Annotated in this window: 8 protein-coding genes and 2 pseudogenes; 5 read left to right on the forward strand and 5 right to left on the reverse strand. The window is 65.3% G+C overall.

Features of this window, described 5'->3' with window-relative positions:
- Positions 1 to 843 carry an LLM class flavin-dependent oxidoreductase gene (locus WIMU1_RS07350; protein ID WP_371850287.1) on the reverse strand — a complete coding sequence of 281 codons (843 nt, stop codon included), beginning with the start codon at positions 841 to 843 and terminating at the stop codon, positions 1 to 3.
- A gap of 12 nt (positions 844 to 855) precedes the next feature.
- Complete coding sequence (locus WIMU1_RS07355; RefSeq protein WP_084248091.1) at positions 856 to 2,214, reverse strand: MFS transporter; 1,359 nt, start codon at positions 2,212 to 2,214, stop codon at positions 856 to 858.
- 24 nt (positions 2,215 to 2,238) lie between these two features.
- On the opposite strand from WIMU1_RS07355, the gene WIMU1_RS07360 reads away from it, so the two are divergent.
- Both WIMU1_RS07360 and WIMU1_RS07365 read left to right on the forward strand, forming a co-directional pair.
- The gene (locus tag WIMU1_RS07360) at positions 2,239 to 2,835 is read left to right on the forward strand and encodes a YqgE/AlgH family protein (protein WP_081729758.1); all 597 of its coding nucleotides are present in this window, start codon (positions 2,239 to 2,241) and stop codon (positions 2,833 to 2,835) included.
- 100 nt (positions 2,836 to 2,935) lie between these two features.
- On the forward strand, positions 2,936 to 4,984 hold the full coding sequence (locus WIMU1_RS07365) for a CocE/NonD family hydrolase (RefSeq protein ID WP_062796125.1): 2,049 nt from the start codon (positions 2,936 to 2,938) through the stop codon (positions 4,982 to 4,984).
- Between the two features lie 35 nt (positions 4,985 to 5,019).
- Here WIMU1_RS07365 and WIMU1_RS07370 read toward each other — a convergent pair whose 3' ends face one another.
- Entirely contained in the window at positions 5,020 to 5,433 is a 414-nt protein-coding gene (locus WIMU1_RS07370; RefSeq protein WP_062796127.1) for an SdpI family protein, read from the reverse strand.
- Positions 5,434 to 5,516: 83 nt separating this feature from the next.
- On the opposite strand from WIMU1_RS07370, the gene leuS reads away from it, so the two are divergent.
- On the forward strand, positions 5,517 to 8,369 hold the full coding sequence (gene leuS, locus WIMU1_RS07375; protein WP_062796129.1) for a leucine--tRNA ligase: 2,853 nt from the start codon (positions 5,517 to 5,519) through the stop codon (positions 8,367 to 8,369).
- A 34-nt stretch (positions 8,370 to 8,403) separates the two neighbouring features.
- On the opposite strand, the gene WIMU1_RS07380 is transcribed toward leuS, so the two are convergent.
- Together WIMU1_RS07380 and WIMU1_RS07385 are read right to left on the reverse strand one after the other, a co-directional pair.
- Entirely contained in the window at positions 8,404 to 8,844 is a 441-nt protein-coding gene (locus WIMU1_RS07380) for an SRPBCC family protein (RefSeq protein WP_062797405.1), read from the reverse strand.
- Positions 8,845 to 8,944: 100 nt separating this feature from the next.
- Positions 8,945 to 10,741 (reverse strand): annotated as a pseudogene (locus WIMU1_RS07385) (ATP-binding cassette domain-containing protein); the annotation flags it as partial.
- Between WIMU1_RS07385 and WIMU1_RS07390 the strand changes: the two are divergent.
- Together WIMU1_RS07390 and WIMU1_RS07395 are read left to right on the forward strand one after the other, a co-directional pair.
- Positions 10,736 to 11,608 (forward strand): annotated as a pseudogene (locus tag WIMU1_RS07390) (type III polyketide synthase); the annotation flags it as partial. The pseudogenes WIMU1_RS07385 and WIMU1_RS07390 sit on opposite strands and share 6 nt — an antisense overlap.
- A gap of 12 nt (positions 11,609 to 11,620) precedes the next feature.
- Positions 11,621 to 13,324 carry a cyclic peptide export ABC transporter gene (locus WIMU1_RS07395; protein ID WP_062796131.1) on the forward strand — a complete coding sequence of 568 codons (1,704 nt, stop codon included), beginning with the start codon at positions 11,621 to 11,623 and terminating at the stop codon, positions 13,322 to 13,324.
- Positions 13,325 to 13,390: the final 66 nt, after the last annotated feature.

Raw genomic sequence — 13,390 nt, forward strand, 5'->3', positions numbered from 1 at the left:
TCAGGGCCTGGGCGGGCCGGCCTCGATACGTTCGAGTTGATAGGCGATGGGGTCGGCAGACGCGGATTCCCAATCGGAGTCGAGCCACCAGGTGATGCCCGCAGCGGCAAGCTCCCCAGCCTGTTCGCGCTCGGCGGCCGGGTCGGACAGGTCGGCAGTGCCTTCGTAGACGATGTCGTAGTTTCCCGTGAAACCAAGTTCGGCCCGCAATTCGCGAATCTCCCTGGCCACCCTCGCCCAGTGCTCCACGGAAACCGGTACCACGCCTTCGATTCCGGGGTCACGAGGGAAGTTCGGTAGGAGCCCGTCGCACCGAGCCGCTCGAGCCATGGACTTGCGCGCGCCTTGTAGTCCGACACACCAGGTGGTGATCCGCGGCTGCTGGACCGGCGGCAGTGGCAGCTCGAAGTCCGTCGGCTGCACCTGATAGTGCTTGCCGTCGTAGGCGAACGGCTGCCCGGCCCAGAGACCAAAGAGCACGTCGAGTCCCTCGTCGAACAGTTCGGCGCGGGTTTTACGGCCCTGGTCGCGCTCGAAGGCCAGCCACCCGGGATGCAGGGCGCCCATGCCGACGCCGAGGATCACACGGCCGTTGCTCAGCCGGTCGAGGGTGGTGGTCGTCGAAGCCAGATCCCACGGTTTACGGCGCGGAAGTGGGGTGAGCATCGTGCCCAGGCGGATGCGCTCGGTGCGCATCGCCGCGGCGGTCAGCGAGATCCAGGGGTCGTTGCCCCACAGTGCCTCCCAGCCGAAGACCGCGTCCCAGCCGGCCGCTTCCGCCGCGACCGCCAGATCGGCGAACTCCATGCCGGCGCCCTTCGGGAACACGATTCCGTACTGCACGCCGCCTCCTGGTCAGATGGTGATCTTCTCCGGTGATGACCGATTGTTGACCACACGTACGACAAAGATCGCCACCACGTAGACCACGGAGCCCGCGATGATCAGATCGGGCGACTTGCCGTTGTCCGCAATCGTCAAGGCCGCCACGAACACCGCACCGACAAATGCGAAATTGAAGAGCGCGTCCTGGAACGAAAATGCCTGCCCGCGACGGGCGTCGTCGACGTCCATCTGCATCGCGGCGTCGGCGCACAGCTTGCACACCTGGCCGATCAGTCCGAGCACCACGGCGGCAACGCAGATGACGATCCCGTTGAACGTGCACAGTGCGATCTGGGCAAGCGCTCCGACCGCCAGCGCCGACACCACCGCCCGTGTCCTGCCGATGCGGGCGACGAGGAACGGTGTGATCACCGCAGCCAGGAACATCCCCACCGCGATCATCCCGGCCACCAGGCCGAAGCCGGTGAGCCCGCCACCGAGCGACGAATGTTTGGTCAGTACCAGCAGCACCAAGGTGTTGACCCCGAAGACCAGCCGGTGGGCGCCGACCGCCGAGAGGGCCGCGGCCACCGACGGCACCTTCCAGACGGCCCGGGCTCCATGGCCCAGACCCACCGCGACCGCACGCAGCGCGGAACCGCCGGGACTTCGTGCCCGCGATCCGCCGACGACGTCGGGGTGGTCGGGTCCGAGCTGAAGTGGTTCGAAGCGGTGGGCGATGAAGGCGGCGATCAGAGCGACCACCACTGCACCCATCGTTGTCGCGGCGCTCCCGGTGTTGTCGGAACCGAAGATCTCACGCAGGACGAGAGCTCCGCCGGCACCGGCGGCCAGAGCGCCCGCACCGATGGTCGTGAAGAAGGAGTTCATCCCGACGAGGTGCTCGCGCGCGGCCACGTGTGGCAATCCCGCCGAGAGTCCGGACGCCACAAAACGACTCGCGCCGGTCACAGCCAGGGCGGCGATGAGGACGCCGGTGTCGCCGGTTCCGGTGGCGATCACGATCGCCACCAGGCTCACCAGCACCGCGCGCAGGACGTTGGCCCACACGAGCACGGTGCGCCGATCCCAGTGATCGAGGAGGGCTCCGGCGAACGGGCCGATCACCGAGTAGGGGAGAAGTAGTACGGCCATCCCGGCGGCGACGGCCATCGGGTCGGCGTGCCGTTCGGGATTGAACAGGATCGCGCCGCCCAGGGCGGCCTGGAAGAGCCCATCGGTGAACTGGCTGCCCAGACGGACCGCGAGCAGCCGCGAAAGGCCCGGTGAACAACGAAAAGACCTGATGAAGTCCCGCAGAGGTAACCGGTGGTCACCGATGGGGGAGGGCGGCACGGTTGCCGCCGTGGTGGGTTCGACGTTCACCATGTCCAGCGTACAAACACCTCGCCGGTGGCGTGCGATGATGAACGCGTGTCACCGAGTACCGCCCAGGTGTCTGCCGGCAGTCTGCTGATGGCCTCAGCCGATCTCGCCGAGCCCACGTTTCGCCGCACGGTGATCTACGTCATCGAACACAATGACGCGGGCACGCTCGGGGTGGTCTTGAACCGGATGAGTCAGACTGCGGTGCACAATCTTCTGCCGGCATGGACCGACACGGCCGCCCGGCCGAAGGCGATCTTCGTGGGCGGGCCGGTCAAGCAGGACTCCGCTCTGTGTCTCGGTGTCGTCAAGCCGGGTATGCCCATCGACCACCTTCCCGCGCTTCGGCCCGTCGAAGGCCGCGTGGTGCTGGTGGACCTCGATGCCGACGCCGATGATCTCGGGTCGGTGCTGACCGGCGTCCGGATCTTCGCCGGCTACGCGGGCTGGGGGATCGGGCAACTGGGTGACGAACTCCGCCAGGGAAGCTGGATCGTGGCGCCGTCGCTGGCCGACGATGTCCTGGTGCCCGCGGACGTCGATCTATGGGCACAGGTGCTGCGCCGTCAGCCGTGGCCGCTACCGCTGTTGTCCACTCACCCGATCGAACTCGAACGAAACTGACAACCCGTCTTGGCCGGGTCACCGAACTGTTACGGTTCGATTCGGAATCGGTGACGGTGAGAGACCAGTGTCGCCGGGTGTGGGGAGTTGGAGGGGTCCAATGTCAGGGTGGGTTCGTAGGAACGGTTTCGGCAAGGTCGCTGTGATGGCCGGTGTCACGACGGTGGCACTGATGGCCGGGCTGATCAATCCGGTTGCGGCGCAAGCGGATCCGACCGCTGGAGCAAATGGGCAGCAGTGGACTGCCGGACACGATCAGGGCCTGCGGTACCCGGACGTCAACGTCCAGTGGGACGTGCCGATCACGATGAGCGACGGTACGGTTCTCAAGGCCAACGTCTACCGTCCGGCGGATGCCGCCCGTAATCCCGTCGCCACCAAGACGCCCGTGATCGTGAACATGACCCCGTACACCAAGCTGGTGTCGGCGGTGGCCGACGCAGCGTTGTCGAACCCGGTGCTCGGACCGCTGGCCGACCAGCTCGCGGGGATGATCAATCTGTCGGGCACACCGATCGATGGCATCAACGACTTGGCGGGCACGATCCGCGGAGGCTTTGCCCGCACCTTCTCCGTCGACCAGAAACTGGTTCGCAGCGGTTACACCCAGGTGGTGGTCGATGTGCGCGGAACCGGCTTCTCCCAGGGTGTCTGGGACGTCTTCCGTGAGCGCGAGCAGAAGGACACCGTCGAGGTGATCAACTGGGCGGCAGCGCAGGGCTGGTCGGACGGCAACGTCGGGATGAGCGGTGTCTCCTATTCGGGGATCAACCAGATCCAGGCTGCCAACAAGAACCCCGAGCCGCTCAAGGCGATCTTCCCGGTGGAGCCGGGCGGCGACCTCATCCGCGACATCGTCGCGCCGGGCGGCGCCCTCGGCGTCGGCTTCTTGCCGGCATGGCTCGCGCTGGTCAACGGCTTGAAGTTCGTCCCCGACGTCCAGTCGATGCTCAACGGCACCTTCGACTGGAAGTGGTTGTCGGACAGGCTCACCGATCCGGCGGTGTTCGCGCCGCAGCTGTTCGACGCGCTCTTGTCGCCGACCATCGAGTCGATTCCGCCGCGCACGATGAACCTGCTCGACAGCGCGTCCGCCGAGCGCGTGGGCTGGCGTGACCTCGCCGAGAACATCGAGGTGCCGACCATGCTCTACGGCGGCTGGTTCGACCTGTTCACCAACAGCGAGTGGCGGATGTACAACAAGATCCCGCTCTCCGGCGGCAAGAAGCAGCTGATCATGGGCCCCACCTACCACATCACCGGTGGCGCCGGCTTCGGTGATCCGGGCAGCCCACCCCGGCTCGACGTGCTGCAGAAGGCGTGGTTCGACAAGTGGCTCAAGGGCATCGACAACGGGATCGAGAACTACGGGCCTGCCACGCTCTACCAGTTGGGCAACGGCTGGACCACGGCGTCGGACTTCCCGCGCCCCGGGATGAACTACCAGCGGATGTACCTGTCCGACCGCTCGAGCGGTACCGCGCCGCACGCCGTCCGCGACGGCTCGCTGTCGACGGAGCCCCCACCGAGTCGGGGCCGGATGACCGTTGCCCCCGGCCTGGCCACCCTGTGTTCCCGCGATGCGGCCCAGCAGACCGCGGGCCTGGTGGGGATCTTCCCGTTCTGTGCCGACGACGCGCGGATCTCGGAGTCCACGGCCCTGGCGTTCACCAGTGCGCCGGTGCAGGTGCCGACAACCATCAGCGGGCCGGTGAACCTGCACCTCAACACGGTGATGGATGCAACCGACGGGTACTGGACGGCAACGCTCAACGACGTCGCGCCTGACGGTACGTCGACCGTCCTGACGTCGGGCCAGGTGATGGCGTCGCTGCGTGCCCTCGACGCGGAGAAGACGGGTTACGCACCCAACGGCGACGTGGTGGACCCGGTCAACACGCTGACGCTGGAAACCCGGCAACCGGTGCAGCCGGGCAAGGCAGTCCAGCTCGACGTCGGTCTGCTCGCGACGGACGCGTTGATCAAACCGGGCCACCGGCTGCGGGTGGACGTGTTCGCGATGAACTTCCCGAAGGGGCTGCCGCTTCGGCCGCTGCTGAACGAGTCGGAGCTCAAACCGGAACACATCCAGCTCGATCCGAATGCCCCGAGCTTCCTGAGCATCCCGGTGTCGATACCGGCACCCTGACCTGGGCGTTGTTGCCGTTGACTGTGGCCGTTTGGCTAGTTGGTGCACACCTTCTGCAGTGAGCAGCTGGCGCAGCCACCGCTCTGGCCACAGTCCGATGCGGGCTCTTCGACGGTGGTCGCCGCGCGGATGCCGAATGACCCGATGACGCCGGCGATCACCACACCGACCACGATCGCGGCGAACGCGAGGATGACACCGGCTCCGCCGCCGAGCGCGAAGGCGAGGATGGCGCCCATCGCGAGGATGGCTCCGGCGCAGATCAACCCCGGGCCGGCCACGCGGTTGGCGACGACAAACGCGTCGTCATTGCGCATGGTCTCTGCCGACCGGACACCGAACCACCGGTTGCGAGGCAGCTTGCGAGTGGTGCCGAGGGCACCCACCGTGAGGAAGATCAGCGCCAGCACCAGCGTGATAGCGGCGAGGATGAAGGCGGCGATGGTCACCCCACCACCATACGATTGCTGTGCAAATCGCCCGTCGGAAGGCCTGCGTACGGCGGCTGCGAGCAACGCTTTACGCTGGTCAAGTGACTGGTTCGACGACTCCTGGCCCTGACGACACCCTGCAGCACCGCTATACCGCGGACCTGGCCGGGCAGATCGAGGAGCGCTGGCAGCGGAATTGGACCGAAGGCCGTACCTTCGAGGCCCCCAATCCGACCGGTGAACTGGCCGGCGACCTCTCGTCGTTCAGCGGACCGGACGCCAAGCTGTTCGTCCAGGACATGTTCCCGTACCCGTCGGGCTCGGGGCTGCACGTCGGGCACCCGCTGGGATTCATCGCCACCGATGTGTACGCGCGTTATCACCGGATGAACGGCTACAACGTCCTGCACACGATGGGCTTCGACTCTTTCGGGTTGCCCGCAGAGCAGTACGCCGTGCAGACCGGCACGCATCCGCGCACCACCACCGAGGCCAACATCGAGCGATACCTCGAGCAGATCCGCAGGCTGGGCCTCGGTCACGACGAGCGGCGACGGGTGGCCACCACCGACGTCGAGTTCTATCACTGGACGCAGTGGATCTTCTTGCAGATCTACGACGCCTGGTACGACGCAGAGCAGGGTAAGGCGCGGCGTATCCCTGAACTGATCGCCGAGCTGGAATCGGGCGCCCGCACCCTGGCGGACGGCCGGACCTGGTCGGAGCTGAACCAGGCCGCCCGCAACGACGTGATCGACGAGTACCGGCTGGTCTACCAGAGCGATTCACTCGTCAACTGGTGTCCCGGGCTGGGAACTGTGCTGGCCAACGAAGAGGTCACGGCGGACGGCCGCAGCGACCGCGGCAATTTCCCGGTCTTCCGTAAACGCCTGCGCCAGTGGATGATGCGCATCACCGCCTACAGCGATCGCCTCCTCGACGACCTCGAGCTGCTGGACTGGCCGGAGAAGGTCAAGACCATGCAGCGCAACTGGATCGGCCGTTCGCGCGGTGCCCAGGTGTCGTTCGGTGTGCCCGGCACCGATCACCAGATCGAGGTGTTCACCACCCGGCCCGACACGCTTTTCGGTGCCACGTACATGGTGCTCGCGCCTGAACACAAGCTGGTCGACGAGCTCACCACTGCTGCCTGGCCTGCAGACGTCAACTCGCTGTGGACCTTCGGTGCCCCGACTCCCGCAGCCGCGATCGCGAAGTACCGGGAGACCATCGCTGCCAAATCTGACCTGGAGCGCCAGGAGAACAAAGAGAAGACCGGTGTCTTCACCGGCAGCTACGCGACGAATCCGGTCAACGGACAACAGATCCCGATCTTCATCGCCGACTATGTGCTCATCGGTTACGGTACCGGCGCCATCATGGCGGTGCCGGCACACGACCCCCGCGACCACGAGTTCGCGACGTCGTTCGGTCTGGAGATCATCGAGGTGATCGGTTCGGAACAAGGTGTCGCCGAGCAGGCGTACACAGGCGATGGAACGCTGGTGAACTCCGGATTCCTCGACGGGATGACGGTGGAGGACGCCAAGGCGGCGATCATCGAGCGGCTCGAGTCCGATGGTGCCGGCAGCGGGACGATCCAGTACAAACTGCGCGACTGGCTGTTCGCCCGGCAGCGCTACTGGGGCGAGCCCTTCCCCATCGTCTACGACGAGAACGGCGCACCGCATTCGATCCCGGATTCGATGCTGCCGGTCGAGCTGCCCGACGTGATCGATTATGCGCCTGTCTCTTTCGACCCCGACGACGCTGACAGTGAGCCGTCGCCGCCGCTGGCCAAGGCCACCGATTGGGTGCATGTCGAACTCGATCTCGGGGATGGTCTCAAGCACTACACCCGCGACACCAACGTGATGCCGCAGTGGGCGGGCAGCTCCTGGTATCAGCTGCGCTACATCGATCCCGAGAACTCGGAAGAGTTGTGCGCCAAGGAGAACGAGGCCTATTGGATGGGCCCGCGTCCCGAGTTGCACGGACCGCAGGACCCCGGTGGCCTCGACCTCTACGTCGGCGGCGTGGAGCACGCCGTGCTGCACCTGCTGTACTCGCGCTTCTGGCACAAGGTGCTGTTCGACCTCGGACACGTCACCTCGGCAGAACCGTACCGCCGTCTCTACAACCAGGGAATGATCCAGGCGTACGCGTTCACCGATTCGCGGGGCATCTACGTCCCGGCCGAAGAGGTCACCGAAGAAGGTGGCAAGTTCTTCTACCAGGGTCAGGAAGTCAACCGCGAGTACGGAAAGATGGGCAAGTCGCTCAAGAACTCCGTTGCGCCCGATGACATCTGCCGCGAGTACGGCGCCGACACCCTGCGTGTTTACGAGATGTCGATGGGTCCGCTCGACACCTCCCGCGCCTGGGCGACCAAAGACGTGGTGGGCGCCCAACGATTCCTCCAGAGGGCGTGGCGCCTGGTGGTCGACGAGGCGACCGGCGACATGCGGGTCACCGAAGAACCGCTGGCCGACGACACCAATCGTCTGCTCAACAAGACCATCGAGGGCGTTCGGGAGGACTACGCGAACCTGCGCGACAACACCGCGGTGGCCAAGCTGATCGAGCTCACCAATCACCTCACCAAGCAGTATCCGAAAGGTGCTCCGCGAGAAGCTGTATCACCGTTGGTGTTGATGCTCGCGCCGGTCGCGCCGCACATCGCCGAAGAGCTGTGGAACAGGCTGGGCGGCAAGGGATCGCTGGCGCACGGGCCGTTCCCGACCCCGGATCCGCAGTGGCTGGTCGAGGACACCATCGAGATCCCGATCCAGGTCAAGGGCAAGGTCCGCAGCCGGATGACGGTGGCCGCCGATGCAGACGAGGCCACTCTGCGGGCAACGGCATTGGCGGACGAGAAGATCGCGCCGTTGCTCGACGGCGAACCGCGCAAGGTGATCGTGGTGCCCGGCCGAATGGTCAACATCATCCCTTGAGCTGAAGTGGACCACGGCGACAAGCCCGCCTTTGTCAGGCGGGCTTGTCCAACTGGGACCGCAACGCTGAGTCGGTGTGGCGTACAGCCTGTCCTACGACGGGCTCGATGATCGCGCCCAGAGCGCGACCGGCGATGCCCCCAGGGAGGTCGTACGACAGCTCCGCCTCGACGGCCGTGCCGGCACCGGAGTCCTCGAAACGCCACACCGTGGCGGCGGAGAAGCCATTGATCGACTCCAGGCGAACGATCTCGTTCTCCACGAATTCGGTGACCTCGAGGGTGGCCTTGAGAGCCTTCGGGCCGACGTTCATCACCACGTCGAACGTGGCTCCGAGCCCATAGATGGTCTCCGACACCGGTTCGAACTTCTTGACACCGAACATCCAGTCCGGGACGTGCCGGTGGTCGTTGACATAGGCAAAGGCTCGTTCTCGCGTCGCCTTCACCTCGGAACTGTGTCGGACAACTCCCATGAACAACCCCCACCAATCGTCTGCGATTTGCGGACCCGCCACTGGGCCACGGCTTTCTGCACCTTATCGCGACCGCGTCCCGGAGCGACGAGTTGTGGCTTCATGCTGATCGTTTGAGTCGCAGACGGCTGTAGATGAACACCAGGAGCAGCAGCGCGATGGCCCCGAGCACGCTGTAACTCAGGCCGAGAGTTGCCATATCGTGTTTCCACATCGGTTCGTCCTCGGTGGCGGCACCAGGGGTGGTCCATTGGACCTCCACAGTGGACGCCGCGGCGGCGTAACCCCACCGGGCGGGGACAAGCCAGGCAAGCTGCTCGAGGCCCATCCGATCGTGGAGGGCGAAGAGCCCGCCGCAGAAGACCAACTGCACCATCACCACCACCACAAGCGGTGGCATCGTCTGTTCCGGGGTGCGGACCGTCGCCGAGATCGCCAGGCCGATGAGCGCACCGATGCAGGTGAGCAGCGCGAGGTCGATTCCGAGTTCGATTGCGCCGGGCAGGTATACGCCCTTGCCCGGTGTGCCCCGGCCGGCATAGGTGATCACCAGCATGATCACTGTCTGTGCGATAGCGGCGAGGGTGAACACGACCACCTTGGCCGTGAGGTACGCACCTGGCCGTAGGCCGACGGCACGTTCTCGCTCAAAGATTGACCGCTCGCCGACGAGGTCGCGCACCGTGAGCGCGGAGCCCATGAATGTCGCCCCGATCGACAGGACCACCAGGATCTGCAGTGTCTCGGTGGTGCCGGGGGCGTTCAAACCGAAACCGGCCGACCCCGGGATCACCAGGGTGAGTGCCCCCAAGACAACGGGAAGCAAGATCAGGAACATCAGGTAACCCCTGTCGGCGAAGATCAGGCGTATCTGACGACGGGCGATCGTACTGACCTGCCGCAACGCGCTGGTCTGGCGGGGCCGGGGTCGCGGCGCCGATGGCGGTGGGGGTTGCGGTGGTCGGCGGCGCAGCGCCGTCGACCGGTAGCGGGTCGCCGCTTCATCGGGTCGTGCCGCGACATACGCGAAGATCTCCGCCCAATCACCGGTCCCCATTGCGGCATTCACCGACTCCGGCGGACCACAGAATGCTGTCTTGCCGCCGGGGGCGAGCAGCAGGACCTGATCGCAAATCGACAGATGCGCCACGGAGTGGGTGACCACGATGACAACCCGGCCTGCGTCGGCGAGTCTGCGCAGGGTCTGCATCACCTGGCGATCGAGCGCCGGGTCGAGCCCGGACGTCGGTTCGTCGAGGATGAGAAGCGCCGGGCCCGTCAGCAGTTCCATCGCCACCGATGCCCGTTTGCGTTGTCCCCCTGACAATTTGTCGATGCGAGTGCCGGTGTGCTCGGTCAGCTGCAGCTCGGCCAGCACCCCGTCGATCACGGCGTCGCGGTCGGCGCCGGACATGTCAGGCGGCAGTCGCAGCTGTGCGGCGTAGCGTAGCGCCTGGCGCAGGGTGAGCCGCCCGTGGAGTACGTCGTCCTGCGGGACCATGCCGATGCGCGTTCGCAGGGCCTCGTACTCCTCATGAACGCTTCGACCTTCGAAGGTGACCTGGCCGGCGGTGGGATGTCCAGCGCCGGAGACTATTCGGGAGACGGTGGACTTCCCGGCGCCCGACGGCCCGATGATTGCGGTGAGAGTACCTGGCGCAGCGCTGAACTCGATGTCGCTGACGAGTTGCTTCCGGTCGACCGTGAGGCTGACCGAGCTGACGTGGACACCATCGGCGACCACCGACTGGTCCTGCCCGCGGACGAGTTTGCCGTCCGTGACCACGAAGTCGCTGTTGCCGATGGTCACCACGTCGCCGTCGGTCAGCTGGTGTCGCATCACGCGGCGACCGTTGACGTAAGTGCCGTTGACACTGCGTAGGTCTTCGATCAGCAGAGGATGAACCTCTATCTCGAACATGCCGCGCCACTGGCCGTTGATGTGGCCCGGCGTGCACTCGGTAGCGTCTCCGGTGACGTCGAGATCGGCCTTCTGGTATTCGTCACGAGCACCGGATTCATCGCTCCCGGAGTGGATGTGGCCGTCATCAAGGAACTTGGCCTGCCCCGCACGACCAGTCGTGTGGTGGTCAACTTCATGGGCTGCGCCGCAGCGATGAACGGCATCCGGATGGCGACGGACTTCGTGCGAGCCAACCCTGACAAGAAGGCCCTGGTCATCTGCCTGGAGATCTCGTCGGTCAACGCCGTGTTCGCCGACGACATCAACGAGGTCATCACCCACAGTCTGTTCGGCGATGGCTGCGGCGCGGTGGTCGTCGGTGCCAGCGAGGTGCGCCACCCGATCCCGGCCGGGAACATCGTCATCCGCGACACGTTCAGCCACCTGCTGGACGGCGCCGAGGACGGAATCGTGCTGGGCGTCAACGACAACGGGATCACCTGCGAGCTGGCCGAGGATCTCCCGGGTTACATCTATCGGGGTGTGGATCCGGTAATCAGAGCGGTTCTCCGGTCCCACGGACTCGGGAAGTCCGACATCGACCTGTGGGCAATCCACCCCGGCGGACCGAAGATCATCGACGAATCGGCGCGTTCCCTGGGCCTCGACCCGGCTTGTGCCGAAGCGAGCTGGGACATCCTGGCGCGCTACGGAAACATGCTCAGCGTCTCGCTCATCTTCGTTCTCGAGCAGATGGCCAAGCGGACCTCCGACGACAACGAGGTCAGCACGGGCATCGCATTCTCATTCGCCCCCGGGGTCACGCTCGAAGGCCTTCTCTTCGACATCGTCCGGAAGTAGCAGGCAATCACCATGCAACTCATCCGCTTTCTCGTGTCGGTGTCGTGGAAGGGCATCGCGATTGCCGTGCTGGCCGGCCTGATCGGCGGCGCAGCCAACGCGTACCTGGTCACCCAGATCAACAGCATCATCTCACCGGACAAGCAGCCCGGTCACACCGTGGAGCTGTTCCTGCTCACCGCCGCCGTCGTCCTGGTCACCGGTCTGCTGTCCCAGATCCTGCTGATCCATTTGGCGCAGAACGCGATCTACCGTTTGCGGGCCAAGCTAAGCACCGGAGTGGTGTCGGCGCCCCTCGAGCATCTCGAACGTCTCGGCATGCACCGGTTGATGGCAACGCTCACCGAGGACGTGCGTGCACTGTCGCAAGCAGTGTCGGCGATCCCGAGCATCTGCATCGACGCCGCGACCATCGTGGGTTGTCTGGTGTACCTGTCGGTGGTGTCGGGAGTCATCTTCGCCATCACCGTCGGCTCCACCCTTGCCGCCATCGCCTGCGTGGAAACCGTGCTCAAGCGTGTTCGCAAGATCTACCGGAATGCCCGCGAGAACGAGGACGACCTGCTCAGATCATTCCAATCGGTGACGCTCGGTATCAAGGAGCTGAAGCTGCACCGGGGCCGTCGTCGTGACTTCATGGACCGTCACCTCCTGGGTACCGCGGAAGCGTTGCGGGCCAAGAACGTCGAAGCCGGGACCAAGTTCTCAGTGGCCCAGGGCTTCGGGCAGCTGTGTCAACTCGGCACCATGGCGTTCATCCTGTTCGGACTGGCGGTCATCCTCGAACTGCCGTGCGAGGTGATGGTCGGGTACGTCCTCATCACCACGTTCCTCGCCATGCCGATGCAGAACATCATGCATCTGATCCCCGACCTGTTACGCGGCGATGTGGCCCTGAAGAAGATCCAAGAGATGGACCTGTCGATGTCGTCGATGCACGACGAGTCGAGTCTTCCGTTCACCGATCGGCCGCTGGCCAGGCATGCCCGGCTCGAACTGTCGGGCATCGGCTACACCTATCGCGGGGAACAGTTGGCCGGCCCGCCGCCACCGCCCGGCGCACCCCATCCGGCCGGCCCACCGGCGGCGGGCTTCCATCTCGGACCCATCGATCTGGTGCTCGACCCAGGCCAGGTCACCTTCATCGTGGGCGGCAACGGCAGTGGGAAATCGACGCTGGCGAAACTGATCACGGGGCTCTATGCCCCGCACTCCGGCAGGCTCACGCTCAACGGTGAGTTGATAACCCACGGCAACGTCGAGTGGTTTCGGCAGAATGCATCAGCGGTCTTCACCGACTTCCACCTCTTCGAGGACTACCTCGGGTTCCGGCGGCCCGGCATCGACGACGAGGTGCGGCGCTACCTCGAACAGATGCAGATCTCGCACAAGGTGTCGGTCCATGACGGCAGGTTGTCCACGCTCGCGTTGTCGCAGGGACAACGCAAACGGCTCACGTTGGTGACCGCACTGCTCGAGGACCGGCCGATATACGTGTTCGACGAATGGGCCGCTGATCAGGAACCGCAGTTCCGAGAGGTGTTCTACCGCAACATCCTCGCCGACCTCAAGAGGGCTGGGAAGACGGTTGTGGTGATCACTCACGACGACCGCTACTTCGACGTCGCGGATCAATTGGTCAAGCTCGACTTCGGCCGGCTGCAGCAGGGCCCGCCGTTGTCGCACGGAGCGATCCTGAGCGAAGCCGCAGGTTGACCCGCCTCGGCCGATACACTCACTTCGAGCCGAGGCCGATCCGTCGGCATCGTGAAGCGGTGTATC

It is taken from the genome of Williamsia muralis NBRC 105860, from assembly GCF_001598915.1.
In the GTDB taxonomy this organism is placed as follows: Bacteria; Actinomycetota; Actinomycetes; order Mycobacteriales; family Mycobacteriaceae; genus Williamsia; species Williamsia muralis.

Excerpts from the sequence above, each read along its gene's own strand:
- WIMU1_RS07355 (WP_084248091.1), bottom strand. The coding sequence starts at position 2,214 with ATGGTGAACGTCGAACCCACCACGGCGGCAACCGTGCCGCCCTCCCCC.
- WIMU1_RS07365 (WP_062796125.1), top strand. The coding sequence starts at position 2,936 with ATGTCAGGGTGGGTTCGTAGGAACGGTTTCGGCAAGGTCGCTGTGATG.
- WIMU1_RS07380 (WP_062797405.1), bottom strand. The coding sequence starts at position 8,844 with ATGGGAGTTGTCCGACACAGTTCCGAGGTGAAGGCGACGCGAGAACGA.
- WIMU1_RS07395 (WP_062796131.1), top strand. The coding sequence starts at position 11,621 with ATGCAACTCATCCGCTTTCTCGTGTCGGTGTCGTGGAAGGGCATCGCG.